Origin of the sequence: Serratia sp. 2880STDY5682894, assembly GCF_001537385.1 — a bacterium.
Classification (GTDB): Bacteria; Pseudomonadota; Gammaproteobacteria; order Enterobacterales; family Enterobacteriaceae; genus Serratia; species Serratia nevei.
In genome coordinates this window covers 702,008-727,989 of record NZ_FCJA01000001.1, presented here as the reverse complement: position 1 = coordinate 727,989, position 25,982 = coordinate 702,008, and the positions used below count along the sequence as shown (strand labels likewise).

The following is a 25,982-nucleotide window of genomic DNA, read 5'->3' as shown; positions in this document are numbered from 1 at the left end:
AGATATTGTCATACGACATCGCCAAGGGGCAGTCGGCGACGCCGGCGCAATATACATACGGGTATGTAAAACTAAAATTGAGACCGCAGGCAGCGCAGGGATAACAGGGCCAGGTGTGCATGACCCTGCGCAGCGAAACGTTGAGCTACGACTCAAACCGCCCGGAACGAATGCGATGTAGTGGGGAGACGTTAACGCCGCGCGCTACAAAACCACACAACCACTCCGGGGCTTGATTTAACACCTGACGGGCGGCGATTTCTGTGTCGAATTCAGCAAACACACAAGCACCTGTGCCAGTCAGGCGTGACGGGGCGTATTCTAACAGCCATGAAAGAAGCTGTTCAACCTCGCGAAAACGTTTTCTTGCGATCGGTTCGCAATCATTTGCGTACGGCGCCTGCAACAGCTCACTTAAGGAGCGAACCGGGGTGTCTCTTTTCAATTCGGGGTCACCGAAGATAACCGGCGTCGGGATGCTGACGCCGGGATGCGCTACCAGATACCACTTTTCTTGCGGCTCGGCCGGCTGCAGACGCTCGCCGATGCCTTCGGCGAAGGCGGCGTGGCCGCGCACGAACACCGGCACGTCGGCGCCGAGGCTGAGCCCCAGCTCGGCCAGTTGGTCGTCGCCAAGACCGCAGCGCCACAGTTCGTTGAGCGCCACCAGTACGGTGGCGGCGTTGGAGGAGCCACCGCCCAGGCCGCCGCCCATCGGCAGGCGCTTGTCGATGCTGATGTCGGCGCCGCGCGGTGCGGTCTGCAGGCCGCGCTCATCGCAATAGCGCTGCAGCAGGCGGGCGGCGCGCACGATCAGATTCTGTTCGTCCGGCACGCCGTCGACCGGCGTCAGCAGATGAATACGGTCGTCCTGGCGCGGGTCAATGGTCAGGGTGTCGCCGTAGTCCAAGAACTGAAACAGCGTCTGCAGCAGGTGATAGCCGTCTTCACGACGGCCGGTGATGTACAGAAACAGGTTGAGTTTCGCGGGGGAGGGCCACTGGCGAATCATTTGAGCGTCCAGTTATCCATTTTCAGCTTGATGCGCTGCTCGCCCTGCTGCAGTTCCAGGCGGTTCGGCAGCGTCGGCTGCACCTCGTTGCTGTAGCCCTGGTAATCCACTTTCCAGGTCTGACCGCCTTGCTGGTAAGTCAGCTTGCTCAGGCGATATTGGTCATCCAGCGCAAAATCGCTGGCTTCGCCCGGCAGGCCGAGCATCCACTGGCGCAGGTTGTTCAGTGGGATCGCCATGCCGGTCAGCTTGCGGATCATCTCGTCCGGATTGTCACTGACGTAGCGTTTGCCCTGGTTGTCGGTCAGCTGCACCACGTTTTTCTGCACGTTGAGATCCATTTCCGTGCTGCCCAGCGGGTTGGTCAACAGCAGACGATAGCGCTCCGGTGAGAACTGCTGCCAGAAGAAGCGGGCGTAGACTTTTTTCTGATCAGACAAGTAGGCGAAGGAGCCGCGGGTCTGATAGGTGCTGAGCTGCTGCACCGCCTGCTCATGGGCGCGCCACTGCGGTGAAGTCGGGCTGGTGGCCGGGCCGGTCGGCTTGGTGGTGGTACAGGCGGCCAGCACCAGGCTGGCCAGCGGGATCAGACGGAGCAAACTAACTTTGCGTATTGGCATAACTTTCTCTTGTCCTTTTGTCCTTGCGGGCATGCGCGACGAAACCCGGATTCAGCGCTCACGCTAACGGGGCGGCGGCGGCGCGTCAATTTTTTGCTGCATCGCGTTGAATCTTGCCGCTTTTACTGGCGCAATGCCAACCCGGTACGCGCATTGGGGCGTCATTAAGATTAACACAATCGTTTCGTGCCGTTGTCCGGGGGCAACAATTTTCGATACGGCGGGGTGACCGCCGTTAGCGTTTGGTTGATGTTTGCCTCGGTATGCTGCCGGGGGTTTTTGTTGCGGGAAATAATCGAATGAAGATTGCGGCGCGGATAATCATTTCGCTTCTGTGCTTTGCCGGCGCGGTATTTTTTTATTTTCAGGCCAAGCAGGTTTTTTGCCAGCAGGTCTCTTTTATCCTGGATCCCTCCTACCGTTGCGGCACGCTGGGTTGGTAAACGCGCGGATTATAAGCGGATAACCTGCAGGTTTTACCGAATCCTGTGCGGGAGATCGCATCCTGCGCTAAAATTCAGTATGTTATGTCGTCAAATTATAAATCATCTCACTGTATTTATTAATTATTCATCGATTGATGCCGTCTATGGCAATGATTGAACGGAAGATGCGGTTGTTACTTTTATTGATCCTGCGCATCAAGTAGAATGCCGTTCAACGAGAACCCGTACCAACAGAAGTATTACTCGAAGCAATGACCCTGCTGGCGTTAGGTATAAATCACAAAACCGCTCCGGTTTCTCTGCGTGAAAGGGTGACCTTCTCGCCAGAGTCCATCGATGAGGCGCTGACCAGCTTGCTCCAACAACCGTTGGTGCAGGGCGGCGTCGTGTTGTCCACCTGCAACCGCACCGAGCTGTACCTCAGCGTAGAGCAGCAGGAACACATGCACGAGCAGCTGGTCGCCTGGCTGTGCGCCTACCACAACCTGCGCCCGGAAGAGGTGAAGAAAAGCCTGTACTGGCATCAGGGCAACGACGCGGTCAGCCATTTGATGCGGGTGGCCAGCGGGTTGGACTCATTGGTGCTGGGCGAACCGCAGATCCTCGGGCAGGTCAAAAAGGCCTTCGCCGAGTCGCAACGCGGCCAGTCGCTGTCCGGCGAGCTGGAGCGTCTGTTCCAGAAATCCTTCTCCGTCGCCAAGCGCGTGCGTACCGAAACCGACATCGGTGCCAGCGCGGTCTCCGTGGCTTTTGCCGCCTGTACCCTGGCGCGCCAGATCTTCGAATCGCTGGCCGATCTCAACGTCTTGCTGGTGGGCGCCGGTGAAACCATCGAGCTGGTGGCGCGCCACCTGCGCGAACACAAAGTGCGGCACATGATCATCGCCAACCGCACCCGCGAACGCGCCCAGCTGCTGGCGGACGAGGTCGGCGCGGAGGTGATCACCCTGCCGGAGATCGACGAACGCCTGGCGGACGCCGACATCATCATCAGTTCTACCGCCAGCCCGCTGCCTATCATCGGCAAGGGGATGGTGGAGCGCGCGCTGAAGGCGCGTCGCAACCAGCCGATGCTGCTGGTGGATATCGCCGTACCGCGCGACATCGAACCGGAAGTCGGCAAACTGGCCAACGCCTATCTGTACAGCGTGGACGATCTGCACGCCATCATTCAAAGCAACCTGGCGCAGCGCAAAGCGGCGGCGGTGCAGGCGGAGTCGATCGTGCAGCAGGAAAGCACCAACTTCATGGCCTGGCTGCGCTCGCAGGGCGCGGTGGAAACCATCCGCGACTACCGTTCGCAGGCCGACCAAATTCGCGCAGAGATGGAGGCCAAAGCGCTGGCCGCCATCGCGCAGGGCGCCAACGTGGAGCAGGTTATTCACGAGCTGGCCCATAAACTGACCAACCGTCTTATTCATGCCCCCACCAAATCCCTCCAGCAGGCCGCCGGCGACGGCGACGTGGAGCGGTTGCAGTTATTACGCGACAGCCTCGGGCTGGATCAGCATTAGTTTTCTCTATTAACAGGGTTTATTACCACGCATGAAGCCTTCTATTGTTGCCAAACTGGAAGCGTTACAAGAGCGCCATGAAGAAGTGCAGGCGCTGCTCGGCGATGCCGGCGTTATCGCCGACCAAGACCGGTTCCGCGCGCTGTCGCGAGAATACGCGCAGCTGACCGACGTCAGCCGCTGCTTCCTGGAATGGCGTCAGGTGCAGGAGGATCTGGAGACGGCGGAAATGATGCTGGACGATCCGGAGATGCGCGAGATGGCGCAGGAAGAGCTGAAACAGGCGCGGGCGGCCAGCGAAGAGCTGGAGCAGCAGCTGCAGGTGTTGCTGCTGCCGAAAGATCCGGACGATGAGCGCAGCTGCTTCCTCGAAGTGCGTGCCGGTACCGGCGGCGATGAGGCGGCGATCTTCGCCGGCGATCTGTTCCGTATGTACAGCCGCTATGCGGAAAGCCGCCGCTGGCGCGTCGAGGTGATGAGCGCCAACGAAGGTGAGCACGGCGGCTTTAAAGAAGTGATCGCCAAAGTCTCCGGCGACGGCGTGTACGGTCAACTGAAGTTTGAATCCGGCGGCCACCGCGTGCAGCGCGTGCCGGAAACCGAATCCCAGGGGCGCATCCACACCTCCGCCTGCACCGTGGCGGTGATGCCGGAAGTGCCGGAAGCCGAGCTGCCGGACATCAACCCGGGCGATCTGAAAATCGACACCTTCCGCTCCTCCGGCGCCGGTGGCCAGCACGTTAACACCACCGACTCGGCAATCCGCATCACCCACCTGCCGACCGGCATCGTGGTGGAGTGCCAGGACGAACGTTCACAGCACAAAAACAAAGCCAAGGCGATGTCGGTGCTGGGCGCGCGCATTCGCGCCGCTGAGGTGGCCAAGCGCCAGCAGGCCGAGGCGTCCACTCGCCGCAACCTGCTGGGCAGCGGCGACCGTTCCGACCGTAACCGCACCTACAACTTCCCGCAGGGGCGGGTGACCGACCACCGCATCAACCTGACGCTCTACCGCCTGGACGAAGTGATGGAAGGCAAACTGGACATGCTGATCCAGCCGATCGTGCAGGAGTATCAGGCCGATCAGCTGGCTGCGCTGTCCGCCGAGCAAGAGTGATGGACTATCAACACTGGCTGAAAGCCGCCGCCGCGCGTTTGACCCACAGCGACAGCGCCCGGCGCGACGCGGAAATCCTGTTGGGTTTCGTGACCGGCAAGGCCAGAACCTTCCTGATGGCGTTCGGTGAAACCCTGCTGACGCCACCGCAGCAACAGCAGCTGGAGACGCTGCTGGCGCGCCGCGAACGCGGAGAGCCGGTGGCCTATCTGGTGGGCGAGCGTGAATTTTGGTCGCTGCCGCTGTCGGTTTCACCCGCAACGCTGATCCCACGCCCGGATACCGAATGCCTGGTAGAGCTGGCGCTGGCGCGCCTGCCGCCGCAACCCTGCCACTTCCTCGATCTCGGCACCGGCACCGGCGCCATCGCGCTGGCGCTGGCCAGCGAGCGCCCGGACTGTTCGGCTATCGGCGTCGATGTGCAGCCGGAAGCGGTCGCGCTGGCGCAGCACAATGCGCACAAGCTGAAGATCGACAACGTCCGATTTCTACAGGGCAGCTGGTTTGCGCCGGTGGCGGGGCAACGCTTCGCGCTGATCGCCAGCAATCCGCCCTATATCGACGCCGCCGATCCGCATTTGTCGCAGGGCGACGTGCGCTTCGAGCCCGGCAGCGCGCTGGTCGCCGCCGATCGTGGGTTGGCGGATCTGGCCGCCATCGTGCGCCAGGCGCCGCACCATTTGCAGCCCCAGGGCTGGCTGCTGTTGGAACATGGCTGGCAGCAGGGCGAGAGCGTGCGCGCGCTGCTGCAGGCCGCCGGATTTTCCGCTGTCGCCACCCACCGTGATTATGGCGACAACGACCGCGTGACGCTCGGCCAATGGCCGGGATAAGCGCCTCTCATAATAACGACGCCCGAGCCATTTAAGGGAGCATCATGACTGCATACACCGCGTTGAAACATTTCCATTTGCTGACGGTCGCCATCAGTATTACCTTGTTTGTGCTGCGTTTCTTTTGGCAGTGGCGCCGCTCGCCGATCATGGGCCGCCGCTGGGTCAAGGTAGCGCCGCACCTGAACGACACGCTGCTGTTCGTCAGCGGCATCGCGCTGGTGGTGACGTTCGGGTTTTATCCGCTGCTGGGTATGGACTCATGGCTGACCGAGAAGCTGTTTGGCGTTATTATCTATATCCTGCTTGGCTACGTCGCATTGGGCAAGAAGACCAAAAGTCAGCGGCTGCGAACCGTGGCGTTCGTGCTGGCGTTGGGCTGCCTGTACCTGATAATTAAACTTGCCACGACGAAAATACCGTTTCTGATGGGATACCTATGAGTAGCATTGCTGATTTTGAATTTAACGCCTCGCCGCTGAGCGAAGGGGTGATCCTGGTGTCGCAGTCGGTGCGGCGCGATTTCCCGGTTGCCGACGTGGAGCGCAAGCTGCAACAGCTGGTGGACGAAGCGCGCGCGGCGGTGCCGGTCGATATCACTCAGGAGCAGCAACTGGATGCGCTCATCGAACTGTTTTACAAGACCTGGGGATTCGGCGGCGCCAGCGGCGTGTACCGCCTGTCGGACGCCATCTGGCTGGACAAAGTGCTGGAAGCGCGGCAGGGCACGCCGGTCTCGCTGGGCACTATCTTCCTGCATATCGCCAACGCGCTGGACCTGCCGCTGCTGCCGGTGATTTTCCCCACTCAGCTGATCCTGCGTGCCGACTGGCTGGACGAAGAGCTGTGGCTGATCAACCCGCTGAACGGCGAAACCCTGAGCGAACACCAGCTGGAAGTGTGGATCAAGGGCAACCTGGGGCTGGGCGCCGAGCTGGAAGACGACGATCTCGACGAGTCGGAGAACATCATGGTGGTGCGCAAGATGCTCGATACGCTGAAGGCCGCCCTGATGGAAGAAAAGCAGCTGGAGATGGCGCTGCGCACCAGCGAAACGGTGCTGTGCTTCGATCCGGAAGATCCGTACGAGATCCGCGACCGCGGGCTGATTTACGCCCAGCTGGAGTGCAACCATATCGCGATCTCCGACCTCAACTATTTTGTCGAGCAGTGTCCTGAAGACCCGGTCAGCGAAGTGATCAAAGTACAGATCCACTCGATTGAGCCGAAACAGGTGACGCTGCATTAATTCAATGACTCCGTGCAGTTTGCAAGGCGACGGTTACAACCTTAACAAAGGCGAAAGCATGAAACAGAAAGTGGTTAGCATTGGCGATATCGACGTAGCAAACGATCTGCCGTTTGTGCTGTTTGGCGGTATGAACGTGCTGGAATCGCGCGATCTGGCGATGAGCATCTGCGAACACTACGTCACCGTGACGCAAAAACTGGGCATCCCTTACGTATTCAAAGCCTCTTTCGACAAGGCCAACCGTTCTTCCATCCACTCGTACCGCGGTCCGGGCCTGGAAGAAGGGATGAAGATCTTCGAAGAGCTGAAAAAAACCTTCGGCGTGAAAATCATCACCGACGTGCATGAAGCGGCGCAGGCGCAGCCGGTTTCCGAAGTGGTTGACGTGATCCAGCTGCCGGCCTTCCTGGCGCGTCAGACCGATCTGGTGGAAGCGATGGCGAAAACCGGCGCGGTGATCAACGTCAAGAAGCCGCAGTTCGTCAGCCCGGGGCAGATGGGCAACATCGTCGACAAGTTCAAAGAAGGCGGCAACGATCAGGTGATCCTGTGCGATCGCGGCAGCAACTTCGGCTATGACAACCTGGTGGTCGACATGCTGGGCATCAACGTGATGAAGAACGTGACCGGCGGCCATCCGGTGATCTTCGACGTGACCCACGCGCTGCAGACCCGCGATCCGTTCGGCGCCGCGTCCGGCGGCCGCCGCGCTCAGGTGGCCGAGCTGGCGCGCGCCGGTATGGCGGTTGGCCTGGCCGGCCTGTTCCTCGAAGCGCACCCGGATCCGAAAAACGCCAAGTGCGACGGCCCGTCTGCGCTGCCGTTGGACAAGCTGGAGCCGTTCCTGGCGCAGATGAAAGCCATCGACGACCTGGTGAAGAGCTTCCCGGAGCTGGATACCAGCAACTAAGCGTTCGTCGCCATAAAAAAAAGCCCGACTCGTCGGGCTTTTTTACGTTTAGGCGCCGGTGGCCGCCAGCGCTTCCGGCAGCGTCGGGTAGAACTGCAGGCGGCCCTCGATCGGCTGCACCCGCGCACGCGCCAGGGTTTTCAGCGGCTGGAACGGCACGTCGGTGATCACCAGCTTTTTGTCTGCCGGCAGCACGTCGATAAAGCGCCGCAGGGCGCTCAGGCCGCCGGCATCGAGCACCGGAACCGCATCCCATTGCAGCACGATCGTGCGGTAACCTTCGCTGCGCGCCAGCAGTTCGGTAAAGATGCGCTCGGCGGCGGCGAAGAACAGCGGGCCGTTCACCCGGAGCACCAGGCGGCCGTCGCCGGCGCTCAGCTCGCTCAGCCGCGTCATGCGGGCGATGCGGCGCATAAACAGCAGCGACGCCAGCACGATGCCCACGGTAATGGCGATCACCATATCGAACAGCACCGTCAGCGACATGCACAGCAGCAGCACCAGAATGTCGTCCTTCGGCGCCCGGCGCAGCAGATAAATCACCTTGTGCGCCTCGCTCATGTTCCAGGCGACCATCAGCAGCAGCGCCGCCATCGCCGCCAGCGGCAGGTAAGAGAGCCACGGTGCCAATACCAGCAGCGCCAACAGCACCAGCAACGCGTGGATGATGGCGGACACCGGCGAAGTGGCGCCGGCGCGCACGTTGGCCGCCGAACGGGCAATCGCGGCGGTGGCGGTAATGCCGCCGAAGAACGGCGCGATGATGTTACCCGCACCCTGGCCGATCAGCTCGCTGTTCGAGTTGTGCTTCTTGCCGGTCATGCCGTCGAGCACCACGGCGCACAGCAGCGATTCGATCGCGCCGAGCATCGCCATCGAAAACGCCGCCGGCAGCAGGGCGGAAACGGTTTGCCAGCTCAGGGTGAACGGCTGCCCGCCGCCGCCCGGCAGATCCCAGGGCAGCAGCAGCTGCGGCAGGATCGGCGGGATGCCCTGGCCGCTGCTGCCGTCGGCCAGCAGGTAGCTGAAGCGCGAGCCGATGGTCGCCACCGGGTGGTCAAACAGCGCCAGCAGACCCATTAGCGCGGTGCCCGCCAGCAGCGCCGGCAGGTGGCCAGGCACCCGCAGGCCGAGCTTGGGCCAGAAGATCAGGATCAGGAGCGTCACCGCGCCGATCAGGGTATCGCCGAAATCCAGCGTTGGCAGCGCCTGCAGCAGGGCGTACAGTTTGCCGACGTAATTTTCCGGCGTGTGCGCCAGCTGCAGGCCGAAGAAGTCCTTGATCTGCATGGTGGCGATGGTGATGGCGATACCGGAGGTAAAGCCGAGCGTCACCGGCAGCGGAATGTACTCGATCAGCCGGCCAAAGCGCGCCAGCCCCATCAGCAGCAGAAACACCCCGGAGATCAGCGTGGCGACCAGCAGGCCGGCCAGTCCGAACTGCTGCGAAACCGGATACAGGATCACCACGAAGGCGGCGGTGGGGCCGGAGACGCTGTAGCGTGAACCGCCGCTGACGGCGATGACGATACCGGCGATGGCGGCGGTATACAGGCCGTACTGCGGCGGCACGCCGCTGGCGATCGCCAGCGCCATCGCCAGCGGGATGGCGATAATACCGACCGTCACCCCGGCGATAGCATCTTTCAGCAACCGCGCCAGGCTATAAGGTTCCCGCCAGCAGGCGTCTATCAGCGCGCTGAAGGGGCGAATTTTGTTTATTTCATGCGTTTTCATCTACGGTGCGTACCAAATCTTCAAAAGTGAAAGGAATGGCGGGCCCGATGAGGTCCGTCTTGTCACGTGACAGATACCATACGCCTTTTGTTCAGCGGATTACCAGACCTGTGTCAATTTGGCGCAGGAAATCAGAGAGTCGCCCTTTTGTTTGGCGCTAAATGCGGATAACAGGTAAGTCAGCCGCAGATTCTGCGGCTGAAAAGGAAAGGAATAATCAAGGTTTTAACGGCTAGTGGAGCGCGGGCAGGGATAAGCCGAGAAAGTGGGCTAAAGTGCTTATCAGCAGCTGGTGATCTTCCTTCTGCGGCGCGCCGGAAATGCTGATGCTACCGACGCAGCCGAGGCCGGCCAGGGTGAGCGGGAAGGCGCCGCCGTGCACCGAATAGTCGCGCACGCTCAGCCCGTAGCGCTCTTCCAGCGACGTTTGCCGCTGCTGCAGGCGCAGGCCGATGGCATAAGAGCTTTTGTGAAAATGATTCACCAGATTGCGCTTGCGCCGCACCCAGTCGGCGATGTCCGGCGTGGCGCCCGGCATGGCGTAATAAAACAGCGTCTGCCCGGCCAGTTGGATCTCGATGGCGATGCTCAGACCGCGCCGCTCGGCGGCGGTTTTCAGCGCCGCGCCCAGCTCCCAGGCGGTGGCAGCGTCAAAATGGGTAAAGGCCAGCGTCGCTTCCTGTTCGCTGAGCGCCTGCAGTTCATCGTCGATATTCATGCGGTTCTCCCCCGATAACACCAAGCACAGAGTAGCCTGAAGCGCGCATCGTGAGATAGACGGCTTGGCGATAAGATAGAACTGCTACTCTATTAATAGACTGTGTAAAATAGCCGCCGCCGAAGCGGAGACGACAGGGATGCGTTATTCAACGTCTGCATATCAACCCCTGGCGATCCCGAGGAGCCGCTGACTATTTATGACCTACATTGCGTCCATTCCCGCCATTTACAGCGACGCCTGCATCACCTACGCCACGCTGTCGGTAAGCTATTTCGTTCTCAGTAAAAACGCGCCGTTCTCCTATCGCTCTGCGCTGTGGAAGCGCGTCGTATTCGGCCTGTTGGCCGGGGTGGCGGTGCTGTATTTAAGCCAGGACCGGCTGGAGCTGACCGATAAGGTGCACTACAGCTTTTCGATGATTCCGATGGTCCTGGTGACTTTTTTCGGCGGCGGTATCAGTGGGCTGGTGAGCTTTTTGTTCGCCATGGCGCTGACCGGCGGTTTCACCGTCGATAACCTGTTTATCGCCTCAATCCTGGTGCCGTTGCTGCTGTCGCGCGTGTGGCTGAAGAAATCCCACTGGGTGTTTTACCTGACGATCGGCGCCATCGCACTGTATCGCATCGCGGTGGTGTGGCTGCTGGTGGACATGAGCGGGCTATGGCTGGACGTGTTGCTGTACCAGGCGGTTTCCGCGCTCTGCCTGGCGATTTGCTACCATGCGCTGAATTTCAAAGAGCGCCACATCTACGCCTATTTCGCGATGCGCGCCCGCGCCACGACCGACAGCCTGACCCATATCAACAACCGCGCCAGCGTCGATTACCACCTGATGCTGCAGCGCGCCGAACGCCGCCCGTGCGGGCTGATGATCCTCGATCTGGATGATTTCAAAAAGATCAATGACACCTACGGCCACCCGGCCGGCGACGTGCTGCTGGCCAGCGTCGGCCGGCTGCTGCAAAACAGCGTGCGCAACGAGGACTTCGTCGGGCGTTACGGCGGCGAGGAGTTTATGGTGATCACCGCCAGTTACGATCCGCTGGTCATCGGTGGGGTGGCGGAGCGCATTCGCAGCGCGGTGGAGAGCTCGACGTTCTTGCTGAATGCCCACGATGAAGCGCACATCACGCTGTCGATCGGCGTGTCGCTGTATCTGCCCGGCATGACGCTGGACAAGGCGATCGCCATGACCGACGAAGCGTTATATGAGGCGAAGCGCAGCGGTAAAAATCGGGTGGTGACCAGCCGCGTGATGCAGCTGGCACCGCTGGGCGCCGGTTTCCCGCGCGAATAAGCCGCCTCCCACCGCACCGGCGGGAGGCGTTGGCTCAGGCCGCCAGCGTGTGTTCGCGGAAGGCGTCCAGCAGATCTTCGGTGAACGTCAGGCGTTTCTGGCGGTCGGCCAAATCGAGCGTGAACTTCAGCTTGCTCGGGCCGTCCAGGCGGTAAACCTGCGGATTGCCCTGCAACAGGCCGATCAGATAACCAGGGTCGACGCGGTTGTTGTCGCCGAACTCGATAAAGCCGCCGCGCTCGTTGCTCTCGATGCGTTTGATGCCCAGCTTCTGCGCATGCAGGCGCAGCGCCGCGCACTGCAACAGGTTGCGCGCCGCGTCCGGCAACTGGCCGAAGCGGTCGATCAGCTCGACTTTCAGCTCATCCAGCTCGCCGTCGCTCTTCGCGCTGGCGATACGCTTGTACAGCGAAAGACGGGTATTGACGTCGGGAATGAAATTTTCCGGCAGCAGCGCCGGCATGCGCAGTTCCACCTCGGTCTGGCTGCTGGTGAGATCTTCCAGCGACGGTTCGCGGCCGTTTTTCAACGCATCGACGGCGCTTTCCAACAGCTCCATGTAGAGCGAGAAACCGACGGTGGTCATCTGGCCGCTCTGGTCTTCGCCCAGCAGTTCGCCGGCGCCGCGGATCTCCAGATCGTGGGTCGCCAGGGCGAAACCGGCGCCGAGATCTTCTAGCGATGCGATGGCTTCGAGCCGTTTATGGGCGTCGGTGCCCATGGCTTTCGGGTTCGGCGTCAGCAGATAGGCGTAAGCCTGGTGGTGCGAACGCCCGACGCGGCCGCGCAGCTGGTGCAGCTGCGCCAGGCCGAAGCGATCGGCCCGCTCGATGATGATGGTGTTGGCGCTGGGGATATCGATGCCGGTCTCGATGATGGTGGTGCACACCAGCACGTTGAAGCGCTGGTGGTGGAAATCGTTCATCACCCGTTCCAGATCGCGTTCGCGCATCTGGCCGTGGCCGATGGCGATGCGCGCTTCCGGCACCAATTCCGCCAGGCGCTGCGCCGCTTTCTCGATGTTTTCCACGTCGTTGTAGAGGTAGTAAACCTGGCCGCCGCGCAGCACTTCACGCAGGATCGCCTCGCGCACCACCAGGCTGTCGTATTCGCGCACGAAGGTCTTCACCGCCAGCCGGCGCGCCGGCGGGGTGGCGATGATCGACAGATCGCGCATGCCGCTCATCGCCATGTTCAGGGTACGCGGGATCGGCGTGGCGGTCAGCGTCAGGATATCGACGTCGGCGCGCATCGCCTTGATGCGTTCTTTATGGCGCACGCCGAAGCGGTGTTCTTCATCGACGATCAGCAGCCCCAGGTCTTTCCAGCGGAGATCGCTCTGCAGCAGCTTGTGGGTGCCGATGATGATGTCCACTTTGCCTTCGGCCGCGTCGTCCAGCACCTGCTGCTGCTCTTTGGCGCTGCGGAAGCGCGACATCATTTCGATGCGGATCGGCCAGGTGGCAAAGCGATCGCGGAAGTTGTCGAAGTGCTGCTGCGCCAGCAGGGTGGTCGGCACCAGCACCGCCACCTGCTTGCCGTTTTCCACCGCCAGGAAGGCGGCGCGCATCGCCACTTCGGTTTTGCCGAAGCCGACGTCGCCGCACACCAGGCGGTCCATCGCCAGCGGCTGGCACATGTCGCTCAGCACCGCGTTGATCGCCTGTTCCTGATCCGGCGTGGTTTCGAACGGGAAGCTCTGGCAGAACAGCTGATACTGTTCGCGATTGTGTTTGAAGGCGAAACCGGCCTTGGCGGCGCGCTGGGCGTAGATATCCAGCAGCTCCGCCGCCACGTCGCGCACGCGCTCGGCCGCTTTCTGCCGCGCGCGCGTCCAGGCGTCGCCGCCCAGCTTGTGCAGCGGGGCGTTTTCGTCCGCGCCGCCGGCGTAGCGGCTGATCAGATGCAGCGAAGAAACCGGCACGTACAGCTTGTCCTCACCGGCGTAGGAGAGGATCAGGTACTCGGCCTTGATACCGCCGGCCTCCAGCGTGGTCAGGCCGACGTAGCGGCCGACGCCGTGCTCCAGATGCACCACCGGCTGGCCGGGATGCAGCTCCGCCAGGTTGCGGATCAGGGTATCGGTATTGATGGTGCGCCGGTTGTCCTGCCGGCGGCGGCTGACGCGCTCGCCGAGCAGATCGCTTTCGCAGATCAGCGCCCGCTGGCGCAGGCCGTCGAGGAAGCCGTGTTCGGCGGCGCCGACCATCATGTAACGGCCCGCCGTTTCCCCCTGATCGAGGCGCTGAATCAGCGCCGGCGCCAGCTTGATGCGGCCGAGCAGATCCTGCAGCGTTTCACGCCGCCCCTCGCTCTCGACGGAGAAAATCACGCTGCCGTCGAAGCCTTCGATAAAGCGCCGCAGGTTATCCAGCGGGGATTTATGCTGCGCTTGCACCGCCAGATCGGGCAGGGCATGGTAGTCCAGATTGGTATTGCCGGCCTTGGCCGGCAGCTCAGCGGTTTTCAGCGCGATGCGCGGCCAGGCCTTCAGCTCGCCGAACAGCGCGTCGACGCGCAGCCACAGCGTATCCGGCGCCAGCAGCGGGCGCATCGGATCGACGCGGCGGCTTTCGTAACGCTGGTTGACGTCCTGCCAGAAGCGCTCGGCGGCGCCCTCCAGATCGCCGGTGTTGACGATCAGCGTATTGGCCGGCAGGTAGCTGAACAGCGACGGCAGCGGCTGGCTGAAGAACAGCGGCTGCCAGTATTCGATGCCGGCCGGCCAGGCGCTTTTGCTGACCTGCTGATAGATGTGCTCGGCGTCGCGGCGCACCTCAAACTGCTCGCGCCACTGGCTGCGAAACAGCTCGATGGCGTTTTTGTCGGTGGGGAACTCGTGGGCCGGCAACAGATTGATGGCCTCGACTTCGCTCAACGTGCGCTGGGTATCGACGTCGAAGATGCGCAGGCTGTCGATTTCGTCATCGAAGAAGTCGATGCGGTAAGGCTCATCGCTGCCCATCGGGTAAAGATCGAGCAACGCGCCGCGGGTGGCGAATTCGCCGTGCTCCATCACCTGATCGACGCTGCGGTAACCGGCCTGTTCCAGCTGCGCGCGCAGCTTGTCGCGCGACAGGCGCTGGCCTTTCTTCATCACCAGCGCGTGGCCGTGCAGGAACTCGTGCGGGCAGACGCGCTGCATCAGGGTGTTGACCGGCAGAATGATCACGCCGCGCGCCATGGTCGGCAGGTGATACAGGCTCGACAAGCGATCCGAGATGATTTCCTGATGCGGCGAGAAGCTGTCGTACGGCAGGGTTTCCCAGTCGGACAGCGTGGTCACCATCTGGTCGGTGAACTGCTGGATCTCGTCACGCAGCCGCAGGGCGTTCTGCATGTCCGGCGCGATCAGCATCACCGGGCCAGGGTGGCGTTCGACGATCTCGGCGCACTCCACGGCGCAGGCCGCGCCGGTCAGTTGCCCCAGCTGGCGCAGATCGCCCGCGCGATCGGGCAGAGAATAACGGGGGGATGAGGAACGGTTACGGCTATCGGAAGTGCTCATTCAGGTATCTTTAATCAATGTGTTAGAGGGCGTTCCGGCACGGATAACCCAGCGCCTTTATGCTGTTTATAGTAGCCCAGCGGCCGCCAAACTGACACAGCAAAAAGCGCTATACCCTGATGTTCCGCCTGTTATTTAACCGATGCGCCGCGTTAATTTTCGCCGGCCAGGGCGAGATAGTGCGCAATCTTGTCGACGTCAAGGTTGCCGCCGCTGACGATAACGCCGACCTTTTTACCGTGCAGATCGAGCAGGCCGTTCATCGCCGCCGCGGCCGCCAGGCAGCCGGTCGGCTCAACCACCATTTTCATCCGCTCCATAAAGAAGCGCATTTGCCGACACAGCTGGGCGTCGCTGACCGTCAGAATGCCTTCGACATATTCTTGAATGATCGGGAAGGTCAGCCGCCCGACCTGTTGGGTCTGCGCGCCGTCGGCAATGGTTTTCGGCACCGGGATGTGCACCGGTTCACCGCGCTGAAAGGCTTGCTGAACGTCGTTGCCGGCTTCGGGCTCGACGCCGAACACGCGGCAGCCCGGCGACCAGTGATGCGCCGCTACCGCGCTGCCGGCCAGCAGGCCGCCGCCGCCGGTGCACACCAACAGCAGATCCAATGGCCCGGTCTCTTCAAACAGCTCCTTGGCGGCGGTGCCCTGGCCGGCGATCACCTGCGGATAATCGTACGGTGGCACCAGCGTCAGGCCCCGCTCTGCGGCCAGGCGTCGGGTGATTTCTTCACGATCTTCGCTGTGGCGCTGATAGATGACCACGTTGGCGCCGTAGCCGCGCGTCGCCGCCAGCTTGGCCGCAGGGGCGTCATCGGGCATTACGATGGTGGCGCTAACGCCCAATTCGCGCGCCGCCAGCGCCATCGCCTGTGCGTGGTTGCCGGATGAAAAGGCGATTACCCCGGCCCGACGCTGCTCTGCGCTGAGTTGCGCGATGGCGTTATAGGCGCCGCGAAATTTGAAGGCGCCGATGCGCTGAAAATTCTCGCACTTGAAGAACAGCTGCGCGCCGGCGATCTGGTCGGCCTGGCGCGAAGTCATGACCGGCGTGCGCAGGGCATGCCCGGCGATAACGTCGGCGGCGGTGGCAATATCGGCGGCGGTGATGCAGCGTGGGACTGAACTCATGGCGACCTCGCACAGGTAAGTGATGGACGATGCATTGCTTGGTGTGGATTTTTAATTTACTCTTTGTAAAGTTATTGTCAAATGGTTAACTCAATGAGCGATCTCAGGCAGGAAAATGCGCTGTTGCTGCGCGAAGCGGAAAAAATTGTTCAGGCGTTGGGCGTGATGTTCGCGCCCGGTTGCGAAGTGGTGCTGCACGATCTGACCCAGCCCGATCGCGCCATTGTCGCCATCGCCAACAATCTATCCAACCGCCGCATCGGCGACGCCGCGACGGAAATGGGGCTGGAGCGCATCGCGTCGCCGGAGTTTCCAGACGTGGTGCAGAACTACGCCAGCGTGTTTCCGGACGGGCGCCCGGCCAAGAGCACCTCGATCGGCCTGCGCAATAGCCAGGGCCGCTTTGTGGCGGCAATTTGCCTCAATCTGGATGTGTCTATCTTCAACAGCGTCACCGCTATCCTGCAGCAGCTGACGGCGGTGGTGCAAAGCGCCGCGCCGCAGGCGGCGGAGAGTGCACGCTCGCTGTCGGACATCGCTGCGGCGATCAACGCGTTCGCCGCGTCGCATGCCACCCAGCCGCGCGCTTTGTCTTCCGAACAGCGGTTTCAGGTGGTGCAACAGCTGAAGCAGCAAGGGTATTTGCAACTGCGCGGCGCGGCCACCATGGTGGCCGAAGCGCTCGGCATCTCGCGGGTGTCGGTCTATAACCTGCTCAAGCGAGACGCCGGATGAGGGGCCGCCCGGCGCAATAAAAGGCCGCCGGGTGTTCCCTAAACGAGGGAGAGCCTTTATTATCCATGATCACTTTGCTTAAGCCACGGCTATCAAACGGATTTCATGTATCAACCTGTCGCGTTATTCATTGGCCTGCGCTACATGCGCGGGCGAGCCTCAGACCGCTTCGGGCGGTTTGTTTCCTGGCTTTCCACCATCGGCATTACGCTGGGGGTGATGGCGTTGGTCACCGTGCTGTCGGTGATGAACGGTTTCGAAAAGGATCTGGAGAACAACATCCTCGGCCTGATGCCGCAGGCGTTGGTTACCAGTCCGCAAGGATCGGTCAACCCGCAGCAGCTGCCGGCCTCCGAGGTGCAGAAGCTGCAGGGCGTCACGCGCGTCGCACCGCTGACCACCGGTGACGTGGTGCTGCAAAGCGCCCGCAGCGTGGCGGTCGGGGTGATGCTCGGCGTCAATCCCGACGAAGCCGATCCGCTGACCCCGTATCTGGTCAACGTCAAGCAGCAACAGCTGCAGCCGGGCCAATACAACATCATCATCGGCGAACAGCTGGCGGGGCAACTCGGCGTCAAGCGCGGCGATTCGCTGCGCGTGATGGTGCCGAGCGCCAGCCAGTTCACACCGATGGGCCGCATACCCAGCCAGCGCCTGTTCACCCTTATCGGCACCTTCCACGCCAACAGCGAGGTGGACGGCTATCAGCTGCTGGTCAACCAACAGGACGCTTCGCGCCTGATGCGCTACCCGGCGGGCAACATCACCGGCTGGCGCCTGTTCCTGCAGCAGCCGCTGGCGGTCGATACCCTCAGCCAACAGGCGCTGCCGGCGGGCACGGTCTGGAAAGACTGGCGCGATCGCAAGGGCGAGCTGTTCCAGGCGGTGCGCATGGAGAAAAACATGATGGGGCTGCTGCTCAGCCTGATCGTGGCGGTGGCGGCGTTTAACATCATTACGTCGCTCGGCCTGCTGGTGATGGAAAAGCAGGGCGAGGTCGCCATTCTGCAGACCCAGGGGCTGACTCGCCGCCAGATCATGTCGGTGTTTATGGTGCAGGGCGCCAGCGCCGGCATCATCGGTTCGCTGCTCGGCACGCTGCTCGGCGTGCTGCTGGCCACCAACCTGAATAACCTGATGCCGATCCTCGGCGCCTTGATCGACGGCGCTTCGCTGCCGGTGGCGGTCGATCCGCTGCAGGTAACGATCATCGCCGTGGTGGCGATGGCGGTTTCCTTGTTGTCAACGCTTTATCCTTCATGGCGCGCTGCCGCCGTACAACCCGCTGAGGCTTTACGTTATGAGTAACCATCTTTTGCTGCAGTGTGACAACCTGTGCAAGACCTATCAGGAAGGCAATCTGCACACCGACGTGCTGCGCAATGTCAGCTTTGCCATGCAGCAGGGCGAGATGATGGCGATCGTCGGCAGCTCGGGTTCCGGCAAGAGTACCCTGTTGCACCTGCTGGGCGGGTTGGACTCACCGACCTCCGGCGAGGTGATCTTCAAGGGCGAATCGCTGAACGCCATGTCTTCGGCGGCCAAGGCCGAGCTGCGCAACCGCCAGCTGGGCTTCATCTATCAGTTTCACCATTTACTGCCGGACTTCACCGCGCTGGAAAACGCCGCCATGCCGCTGCTGATAGGCGGCGCCAAGCCGGCGCAGGCGCAGGAGAAGGCGCGGGAGATGCTGGCGGCGGTCGGGCTGGAAAAACGCAGCAAGCACCGCCCGTCCGAACTCTCCGGCGGCGAGCGTCAGCGCGTGGCGATCGCGCGCGCGCTGGTCAACAACCCGGCTCTGGTGCTGGCGGACGAACCGACCGGTAACCTGGACAAACGCACCGCAGACAGCATCTTCGATCTGCTGGGCGAGCTGAACGTGCGTCAGGGCACCGCTTTTCTGGTGGTGACGCACGATCTGCAGCTGGCCAAGCGCCTGAGCCGCCAGCTGGAAATGGCCGACGGCCACCTGCAGGCGCAGCTGACCCTGATGGGGGCCGAGTAATGGCGGGAGCCTCACTGTCCTTCCTGACGGCCCTGCGTTTCAGCCGCGGCCGTAAACGCGGCGGCATGGTGTCGCTGATCTCGGTCATCTCCACCATCGGCATCGCGCTAGGGGTGGCGGTGCTGATCGTCGGCCTGAGCGCGATGAACGGCTTTGAGCGCGAGCTGAAGAACCGCATTCTGGCGGTGGTGCCGCACGGCGAACTCGAGCCGGTCAATCAGCCGTTCAGCGGCTGGCCGTCGATTCTGCAGCGGGTGGAAAAGGTGCCGGGCATTGTGGCCGCCGCGCCGTACATCAACTTTACCGGCCTGATGGAGAACGGCGCGCAGCTGCGCGCGGTGGAAGTCAAAGGCGTTGATCCGCAGCAGGAGAGCCGGCTTAGCGCGCTGCCGCAGTATGTGCAGGGCGACGCCTGGGCCAACTTCAAGCCCGGCGAGCAGCAGGTGATCCTCGGCAAGGGCGTGGCCGACGCGCTGGGCGTCAAGCAGGGCGCCTATGTGACGGTGATGATCCCCAACAGCGACCCGGAAATGAAGCTGCTGCAGCCGAAGCGCATCCGTCTGCACGTGACCGGCATTTTGCAGCTCAGCGGCCAGCTCGATCACAGCCTGGCGCTGGTGCCGCTGTCCGATGCGCAGCAGTATCTCGATATGGGTGACAGCGTCACGGGTATCGCCCTCAAGATGAACGACGTGTTCGCCGCCAATAAACTGGTGCGCGACGCCGGCGAAGTGACCAATTCTTATATCTACATCAAAAGCTGGATCGGCAAGTACGGCTACATGTATCGCGATATCCAGATGATCCGCGCCATTATGTACCTGGCGATGGTGCTGGTGATCGGCGTGGCCTGCTTCAACATCGTGTCCACGCTGGTGATGGCGGTGAAAGACAAAAGCGCCGACATCGCGGTGCTGCGCACCCTGGGCGCCAAAGATGGCTTTATTCGCGCCATCTTCATCTGGTATGGGCTGCTGGCCGGGCTGCTGGGCAGCCTGAGCGGCGTGGTGATCGGGGTGATCGCCTCGCTGCAGCTGACCAACATCATCCGGGGCATCGAGAAACTGGTCGGCCACTCCTTCCTGTCGGGCGATATCTACTTCATCGACTTCCTGCCTTCCGAGCTGCACTGGCTGGACGTGCTGATCGTGCTGGCGACCGCCATCGTGCTGAGCCTGCTGGCCAGTTGGTATCCGGCCAGGCGCGCCAGCCGCATCGACCCGGCGCGGGTGCTGAGCGGACAATAAAACCCACGGGGAGGCAGCGATGCCGCCCCGTTTTTTTAGCCTGGGGATGGGTTATGTACTACGGTTTCGATATGGGCGGCACCAAGATTGAGCTGGGGGTATTCGACGACCAGCTGCAGCGCATTTGGCAAAAGCGGGTGCCGACGCCGCGTGAAGATTACCGGCAGCTGCTGGCCACGCTGTGCGATCTGACCCTTGAGGCGGATGCGTTTTGCGGCCGGCGCGGCAGCGTCGGCATCGGCATCCCGGGCCTGCCCAACGACGATGATGGCACGCTGTTTACCGCCAACGTGCCGGCGGCGATGGGGCGGCCGCTGCCGCGCGATCTGGCGGCGCTGATCGGGCGCGAGGTGCGGGTCGATAACGACGCCAACTGCTTTGCGCTGTCGGAGGCCTGGGACGACGAGTTTCGCCGCTACCCGACGGTGCTGGGCATCATCCTCGGCACCGGCGTAGGCGGTGGGCTGATCGTCGACGGCAAGACGGTGCCAGGGCGTAACTATATTGCCGGCGAGTTCGGCCATTTGCGCCTGCCGGTGGACGCGCTCGAGGTCTTGGGGCGTGATGTGCCTCGCGTTGCCTGCGGGTGTGGCCATCAGGGTTGCATTGAAAATTACATATCGGGCCGCGGTTTCGAATGGATGTATGCCCATTTCTATGGCCGGCACTTGCCTGCCACCGAGATCATTGCGCATTATCAGACGGGTGAGCCGCAGGCGGTGGCTCACGTTGACCGCTTTATGGACGTGCTGGCGATCTGCCTGGGCAACCTGCTGACGGTGCTGGATCCGCACCTGGTGGTGATCGGCGGCGGGCTGTCGAACTTCGACGCCATTTACCAGGCGTTGCCGCAGCGGCTGCCGGCGCATCTGCTGCGGGTGGCCCGGCTGCCGCGCATCGAGAAGGCGCGCTATGGCGACGCCGGCGGCGTGCGCGGCGCAGCGTTCCTCAATTTGGTAAACAGGGAAAAGTAAGGAGAGAGTTAATGCACACTCGCCATCGGCTGTGTCAGTTTCGCAAGAGTAAGCATGTGCTGCATCAGCGCTTTCGTTCACGCATTTTTCACCGTGACACCATGGCGGCGGCCGAGCTGAAAAAGCCGTTTGTGGTGGTGTTGACCGGGGCCGGCATTTCGGCCGAATCGGGCATTCGCACCTTCCGCGCCGCGGATGGGCTGTGGGAAGAGCACCGGGTGGAGGACGTCGCCACGCCGGAAGGTTTTCAGCGCGATCCGGCGCTGGTGCAGGCGTTTTACAACGAACGCCGCCGCCAGCTGCAGACGGAGGAGATTGCTCCGAATGCCGCGCACCGCGCGCTGGCGGATCTGGAAGAGTGGCTGGGGGACAACTTCCTGCTGGTCACGCAAAACATCGATAACCTGCATGAGCGCGCCGGCAGCAAGCGGGTGCTGCACATGCACGGCGAATTGCTGAAGGTGCGCTGCACCCAGTCGGGTCAGGTGTTCGAATGGCCCGGCGATCTCAGCGTTGACGACCGTTGCCACTGCTGCCAGTTCCCGGCGCCGCTGCGGCCGCACGTGGTGTGGTTCGGCGAGATGCCGCTGGGCATGGACGATATTTATCAAGCGCTGAGCAAGGCCGATTTCTTCGTCGCCATCGGCACCTCCGGCCACGTCTATCCGGCGGCCGGCTTCGTGCATGAGGCGCGGCTGGGCGGCGCCTACGCCATGGAGCTGAACCTGGAGCCGAGCCAGGTGGAGAGCCAGTTCGACGAGAAACACTACGGCCTGGCCAGCGAAGTGGTGCCGCGTTTTGTGCACAAATTCCTGGTGGGCAAGGTGGCGCGGGCCGACAGGCCCTGAGAAAGGCATCAGGGCGCACTGCGCGGCCTGATGGGATGGCGGGGCGTGTTAGCGCCCTGCTTTCAGCTTTTGGAAGTAGCTTTCGTACAGCGTGCTGGCGTCGCCGACGTCGTTTTGCCACTCGCCGTGTTCAATCACCGCCTTATCCGGGTAGAGTGACTTGTCATTGGCGATCTCCGGCGACAGCAGCTTCTTCGCCGCCAGGTTCGGCGTCGGGTAACCGATGGTTTCCGCCACCTGCACCGCGATTTCCGGCCGCAGCAGGAAGTCGATCAGCTTCAGCGCCCCCTCGACGTTGCGCGCGTTGGCCGGAATGGCCAGGCTATCCATCCAGAAGATCCCGCCTTCCTTCGGCCAGACGATCTCCAGCGGCGTGCCGGCCTGGCGCGCCACGAAGGCCGAACCGTTCCACACCATACCGACGTTGACTTCCCCTTCCATAAACGGGTTGCCCGGGTTGTCGGAGTTGAAGGCCAGCACGTTCGGCATCAATTTCTGCAGTTCGTGGTAGGCGGCTTCGATCTCTTTCGGGTCGGTGGTGTTGCCGGAATAGCCCAGCTTGAGCAGCGCCATCTGGAACACTTCGCGCGCGTCGTCGGTCAGCAGCAGGCGGCCTTTGTACTGCGGCTGCCACAGATCGGCCCAGGACGTGACGGTGGAGGGCTCCTGCGCATCGCTGTTAACGCCGATGGCGGTGGCGCCCCAGATATAGGGGATGGAATAGTCGTTGTTAGGATCGAACGGCTTGTTCAGCAGGGCAGGATCGAGATCCTTGAAGTGGCTGAGCTTGCTCTTGTCGATTTTTTGCAGCATGCCTTCCTTGCTCATCTTGGCGATGAAGTAGGTGGAAGGCACCACCAGATCGTACGCGCCGTCTTTATAGGTCTTCAGCTTGGCGTACATGCTTTCGTTGGATTCATAGGTGGAATAGATCACCTTGATGCCGGTTTCCTTGGTGAACTGCTCCAGCAGCCCCGGCGGGACGTATTCAGTCCAGTTATAGAAATACAGCGTTTTGCCGTCAGAGGCGTTTGCAGAGCAGAAACTCAGCGCCATCATCCCGGCTGCGAGCAGATGTGACCACTTTTTCATGCAGCGTATCCTTCAGCAGTAATGAGCCGAACCCGTATGGGCAAACCGTTTGGCGGCCGCGCCATACCCCAGAAAGGGGCCATTATAGGGGCCGGGGCGGGGTGGGTAAAGGCGGTTATCCCAGCGGCAAATCAGCGGGTTAACCGAGCCTGGCCGATCAAAAACGGCCGCAGTCATATCACTGCGGCGAATGAAAGAGTCGGGCGCTGCCGCGCCCGGCGGGAAGGGCTACTCGGCCTTGGGCGAGCGATCGCGCATCACCCACTGGCTGGCGATCACCAGCACCAGCGACAGCAGCAGCAAAATGGTGGCCAGCGCGTTGACCTCCGGCGAGACGCCGACTTTCACCATCGAATAAATCTTCAGCGGCAAGATTTCGTAGCTTGGCCCGGTGACGAAGGAGGAGACGACCACGTCGTCCATCGACAGAGTGAAGCTCAGCAGCCAGCCGGCCGCCACCGCCGGCATCGCCAGCGGCAGGATGATCTTACGCAGAATGGTGAACTCGCTTGCGCCGAGATCGCGCGCGGCCTCCAGCATTTTCACGTCGAACCCTTTCAGGCGCGCGTAGACGGTCACCACCACGAACGGCAGGCAGAAGGTGATGTGCGAGAACAGCAGCGACCAGAAGCCGAGCGAGATGCCGAGCAGCATGAACAGCACCAGCAACGAGATGGCCATCACGATGTCCGGCGACATCATTACCACGAACAGCATGCCGCCGACGAACGGCTTGCCGCGGAAGCGGTAACGGTACAGCGCCACCGCGGTCAGCGAGCCGATCAGCGTGGCGAAGGTGGCGGAGAGCACCGCCATGGTCAGCGAGTGGCCGGCGGCCTGCAGCAGGCTGTCGTTATTCAGCAGCGTGCTGTACCACTTGGTGGTGGCTCCTTGCCAACTGATGCCGAAGCGCGAAGCGTTGAAGGAGTTGACGATCAGGATGACGATCGGGATATACAGGTAGGCGTACACCAGCGTCATAAAGCCGCCGCGCAGCAGACGTCCGATCATGCCAGATCCTCCTTCTTGTTCAGCAGGCGGGCGGCCCGGTAATAGACCAGCAGCAACAGCCCCATCACCAGCGTCAGGCAGATGCTGGTAGCCGCGCCGAACGGCCAGTCGCGGATATTGAGGAACTGGCTTTTAATCACGTTGCCGATCAGCAGATTCTTGGCACCGCCCATCAGATCGGCGACGAAGAACAGCCCCATCGCCGGTAGCACCACCAGCAGGCAGCCGGCGATAATGCCCGGCATGGTCAGCGGCACGATGATGCGGATAAAGGTCTGCAGCTTGCTGGCGCCGAGATCGCGCGCTGCCTCCAGGCAGGACTTATCGAGTTTTTCGATGCTGGAGTAGAGCGGCATCACCATAAACGGCAGCAGGATATACACCAGGCCGAGGATCACCGCTTCCGAGGTGTACATGATGCGCAGCGGCTTGTCGATGATGCCGATCCACAGCAGCGCGTCGTTGAGATAGCCGCGGGTGCTGAGAAACAGCTTCAGGCCGTAGATGCGGATCAGCGAGTTGGTCCAGAAGGGCACGATCAGCAGAAACAGCAGCAGCGGCCGCACCTTCTGCGGCAACCGCGCCAGAATAAAGGCGAACGGATAGCCAATCACCAGGCAGCACAGGGTGGCGATCAGCGCCATGTTCAGCGAGTGCAGCAGCACCTGGGCGTACAACGGATCGAACAAGCGCCGATAGTTATCCAGCGTGAACACCATCTGCACCAGATTGGCGTCGTCGCGGGTCAGGAAGCTGGTGGCGATGATCATCAGGTTCGGCATGAACACGAACAGCAGCAGCCAGGCGACGACGCCGACGATCACCACATTCTGGAAGACTTTACGCGATTTCTTCATCGGCCAGCACCACCTCCCAGCTTTCAACCCAGGTCACCGCCATCTTCTGGTTGAGCGAGTGGTCGACGTCCGGATCGTCTTCATTGAAGAACTCGCTGACCATCACCGTTTTACCGCTCTCCAGCTCAACCACCGACTCCAGCGTCATGCCTTTGTAGTTGCGTTCGCGCACGTAGCCGATCAGCCCGTCGTGCTGCGCGCTGTCGTTCACTTCTTCTACCCGCAGATCCTCCGGGCGCAGCAGCACCTTCAGCTTTTGGCCCGGCTCTACCGGCAGATCGGCATAGATGTCGCACTCGCGGCCTTCGACGTTGGCGCGCACCCGCTGCGCATCGAGGCGCTGCAAGACCACCGCGTCGAAGATGTTGATCTCGCCGATAAAGCTGGCGACGAACAGGTTCTTCGGCTCTTCGTAGATCTCACGCGGCGTGCCGTCTTGCTCGATGCGGCCTTCACGCATCACCACGATGCGATCCGACATGGTCAGCGCTTCTTCCTGATCGTGGGTGACGAACACGAAGGTGATGCCCAGCTTGCGCTGCAGCGCCTTCAGCTCGTTCTGCATCTGTTTGCGCAGCTTGTAGTCCAGCGCCGACAGCGATTCGTCCAGCAGCAGCACCTTCGGCTTGTTGACCACTGCGCGGGCGATGGCCACGCGCTGCTGTTGGCCGCCGGAGAGCTGGCCCGGCCGCCGCTTGGCGAACGCATCCAGCTGCACCATGCGCAGCGCCTCTTCGACGCGCGGCGTCAGTTCCGCCGCCGGCACCTTTTGCATGCGCAGGCCAAAGGCGACGTTGTCGAACACCGACATGTGCGGAAACAGGGCATAGCTCTGAAACACGGTGTTGACGTGGCGATGTTCGGCCGGAATGGCGGTGATGTCCTGGCCGTCGAGCACGATGCGGCCCCGATCGGCGTCTTCAAGACCGGCGATCAGGCGCAGCACCGTGGTTTTGCCACAGCCGGAGGGGCCGAGAATGGTGAGGAATTCGCCGTGGTTAATCGCCAGTTCGAGATCGGCAATGATGGTTTTGCCATCGAACGCTTTGCTCAGGGCATGCAGTTCAACAAGGGGAGTCAGAGAGGATGTCTCAGTCATTTATCGTATTA

At 61.9% G+C, this 25,982-nt stretch carries 24 protein-coding genes; 14 read left to right on the top strand and 10 right to left on the bottom strand.

Annotated features, from left to right (window positions below):
* Positions 1–145: 145 nt before the first annotated feature.
* Complete coding sequence (ispE, locus tag AWX27_RS03335) at positions 146–1,012, bottom strand: 4-(cytidine 5'-diphospho)-2-C-methyl-D-erythritol kinase (protein WP_060419379.1); 867 nt, start codon at positions 1,010–1,012, stop codon at positions 146–148.
* Positions 1,009–1,632: a lipoprotein insertase outer membrane protein LolB gene (gene lolB / locus AWX27_RS03330; protein WP_060419378.1), complete on the bottom strand. Its 624-nt coding sequence runs from the start codon at positions 1,630–1,632 to the stop codon at positions 1,009–1,011. Before lolB ends, ispE begins: the two co-directional genes overlap by 4 nt.
* A gap of 299 nt (positions 1,633–1,931) precedes the next feature.
* On the opposite strand from lolB, the gene AWX27_RS24950 reads away from it, so the two are divergent.
* The 7 genes from AWX27_RS24950 (at position 1,932) to kdsA (ending at position 7,704) form a co-directional block, all read left to right on the top strand.
* Positions 1,932–2,075 carry a hypothetical protein gene (locus AWX27_RS24950; protein ID WP_154618166.1) on the top strand — a complete coding sequence of 48 codons (144 nt, stop codon included), beginning with the start codon at positions 1,932–1,934 and terminating at the stop codon, positions 2,073–2,075.
* Between the two features lie 254 nt (positions 2,076–2,329).
* Positions 2,330–3,592: a glutamyl-tRNA reductase gene (hemA, locus tag AWX27_RS03325; protein WP_033638164.1), complete on the top strand. Its 1,263-nt coding sequence runs from the start codon at positions 2,330–2,332 to the stop codon at positions 3,590–3,592.
* A 31-nt stretch (positions 3,593–3,623) separates the two neighbouring features.
* On the top strand, positions 3,624–4,709 hold the full coding sequence (gene prfA / locus AWX27_RS03320; protein ID WP_060419376.1) for a peptide chain release factor 1: 1,086 nt from the start codon (positions 3,624–3,626) through the stop codon (positions 4,707–4,709).
* On the top strand, positions 4,709–5,542 hold the full coding sequence (gene prmC / locus AWX27_RS03315) for a peptide chain release factor N(5)-glutamine methyltransferase (RefSeq protein ID WP_060419374.1): 834 nt from the start codon (positions 4,709–4,711) through the stop codon (positions 5,540–5,542). The genes prfA and prmC overlap by 1 nt, the downstream gene beginning before the upstream one ends.
* 41 nt (positions 5,543–5,583) lie before the next feature.
* Positions 5,584–5,985 (top strand): SirB2 family protein, encoded by a 402-nt coding sequence (locus tag AWX27_RS03310; RefSeq protein WP_170310367.1) that lies wholly within the window; start codon positions 5,584–5,586, stop codon positions 5,983–5,985.
* Positions 5,982–6,791, top strand: a complete 810-nt coding sequence (gene sirB1, locus AWX27_RS03305; RefSeq protein ID WP_038872030.1) for an invasion regulator SirB1 — start codon at positions 5,982–5,984, stop codon at positions 6,789–6,791. Before AWX27_RS03310 ends, sirB1 begins: the two co-directional genes overlap by 4 nt.
* 58 nt (positions 6,792–6,849) lie before the next feature.
* Positions 6,850–7,704 (top strand): 3-deoxy-8-phosphooctulonate synthase, encoded by an 855-nt coding sequence (gene kdsA, locus AWX27_RS03300; RefSeq protein WP_038872048.1) that lies wholly within the window; start codon positions 6,850–6,852, stop codon positions 7,702–7,704.
* 48 nt (positions 7,705–7,752) lie between these two features.
* On the opposite strand, the gene dauA is transcribed toward kdsA, so the two are convergent.
* Together dauA and AWX27_RS03290 are read right to left on the bottom strand one after the other, a co-directional pair.
* Positions 7,753–9,441 carry a C4-dicarboxylic acid transporter DauA gene (dauA, locus tag AWX27_RS03295; RefSeq protein WP_060419372.1) on the bottom strand — a complete coding sequence of 563 codons (1,689 nt, stop codon included), beginning with the start codon at positions 9,439–9,441 and terminating at the stop codon, positions 7,753–7,755.
* A gap of 232 nt (positions 9,442–9,673) precedes the next feature.
* Complete coding sequence (locus AWX27_RS03290) at positions 9,674–10,159, bottom strand: heme-degrading domain-containing protein (RefSeq protein ID WP_060419370.1); 486 nt, start codon at positions 10,157–10,159, stop codon at positions 9,674–9,676.
* Between the two features lie 199 nt (positions 10,160–10,358).
* Between AWX27_RS03290 and AWX27_RS03285 the strand changes: the two genes are divergently transcribed.
* Entirely contained in the window at positions 10,359–11,459 is a 1,101-nt protein-coding gene (locus AWX27_RS03285; protein ID WP_060419368.1) for a GGDEF domain-containing protein, read from the top strand.
* Between the two features lie 34 nt (positions 11,460–11,493).
* Here AWX27_RS03285 and mfd read toward each other — a convergent pair whose 3' ends face one another.
* Positions 11,494–14,967 carry a transcription-repair coupling factor gene (gene mfd, locus AWX27_RS03280; protein ID WP_060419366.1) on the bottom strand — a complete coding sequence of 1,158 codons (3,474 nt, stop codon included), beginning with the start codon at positions 14,965–14,967 and terminating at the stop codon, positions 11,494–11,496.
* A 152-nt stretch (positions 14,968–15,119) separates the two neighbouring features.
* On the bottom strand, positions 15,120–16,103 hold the full coding sequence (locus tag AWX27_RS03275; RefSeq protein ID WP_060419364.1) for a threo-3-hydroxy-L-aspartate ammonia-lyase: 984 nt from the start codon (positions 16,101–16,103) through the stop codon (positions 15,120–15,122).
* Positions 16,104–16,196: 93 nt separating this feature from the next.
* On the opposite strand from AWX27_RS03275, the gene AWX27_RS03270 reads away from it, so the two are divergent.
* The 6 genes from AWX27_RS03270 to cobB all read left to right on the top strand — a co-directional run bounded on the left by AWX27_RS03270 (position 16,197) and on the right by cobB (position 21,912).
* Positions 16,197–16,838 (top strand): helix-turn-helix transcriptional regulator, encoded by a 642-nt coding sequence (locus AWX27_RS03270; RefSeq protein WP_038877816.1) that lies wholly within the window; start codon positions 16,197–16,199, stop codon positions 16,836–16,838.
* A 105-nt stretch (positions 16,839–16,943) separates the two neighbouring features.
* Positions 16,944–18,146 (top strand): lipoprotein-releasing ABC transporter permease subunit LolC, encoded by a 1,203-nt coding sequence (lolC, locus tag AWX27_RS03265; RefSeq protein ID WP_038877815.1) that lies wholly within the window; start codon positions 16,944–16,946, stop codon positions 18,144–18,146.
* A complete protein-coding gene (gene lolD, locus AWX27_RS03260; protein ID WP_004941120.1) occupies positions 18,139–18,843 on the top strand; it encodes a lipoprotein-releasing ABC transporter ATP-binding protein LolD in 705 nt (234 codons plus the stop codon). Before lolC ends, lolD begins: the two co-directional genes overlap by 8 nt.
* Complete coding sequence (gene lolE / locus AWX27_RS03255; protein WP_060419362.1) at positions 18,843–20,090, top strand: lipoprotein-releasing ABC transporter permease subunit LolE; 1,248 nt, start codon at positions 18,843–18,845, stop codon at positions 20,088–20,090. The genes lolD and lolE overlap by 1 nt, the downstream gene beginning before the upstream one ends.
* A gap of 53 nt (positions 20,091–20,143) precedes the next feature.
* Positions 20,144–21,064 carry an N-acetylglucosamine kinase gene (gene nagK, locus AWX27_RS03250; RefSeq protein WP_060419360.1) on the top strand — a complete coding sequence of 307 codons (921 nt, stop codon included), beginning with the start codon at positions 20,144–20,146 and terminating at the stop codon, positions 21,062–21,064.
* Positions 21,065–21,075: 11 nt separating this feature from the next.
* Positions 21,076–21,912, top strand: a complete 837-nt coding sequence (cobB, locus tag AWX27_RS03245) for a Sir2 family NAD+-dependent deacetylase (RefSeq protein WP_015377583.1) — start codon at positions 21,076–21,078, stop codon at positions 21,910–21,912.
* Positions 21,913–21,960: 48 nt separating this feature from the next.
* Here the strand turns inward: cobB and potD are convergent, their stop codons facing one another.
* The 4 genes from potD to potA form a co-directional block, all read right to left on the bottom strand.
* Entirely contained in the window at positions 21,961–23,004 is a 1,044-nt protein-coding gene (potD, locus tag AWX27_RS03240) for a spermidine/putrescine ABC transporter substrate-binding protein PotD (RefSeq protein WP_060419358.1), read from the bottom strand.
* Positions 23,005–23,232: 228 nt separating this feature from the next.
* Positions 23,233–24,015 (bottom strand): spermidine/putrescine ABC transporter permease PotC, encoded by a 783-nt coding sequence (gene potC, locus AWX27_RS03235; protein WP_047727722.1) that lies wholly within the window; start codon positions 24,013–24,015, stop codon positions 23,233–23,235.
* Positions 24,012–24,872, bottom strand: a complete 861-nt coding sequence (gene potB, locus AWX27_RS03230; protein ID WP_060419356.1) for a spermidine/putrescine ABC transporter permease PotB — start codon at positions 24,870–24,872, stop codon at positions 24,012–24,014. The genes potC and potB overlap by 4 nt, the downstream gene beginning before the upstream one ends.
* Positions 24,856–25,971 carry a spermidine/putrescine ABC transporter ATP-binding protein PotA gene (potA, locus tag AWX27_RS03225; protein WP_060419354.1) on the bottom strand — a complete coding sequence of 372 codons (1,116 nt, stop codon included), beginning with the start codon at positions 25,969–25,971 and terminating at the stop codon, positions 24,856–24,858. Before potA ends, potB begins: the two co-directional genes overlap by 17 nt.
* Positions 25,972–25,982: the final 11 nt, after the last annotated feature.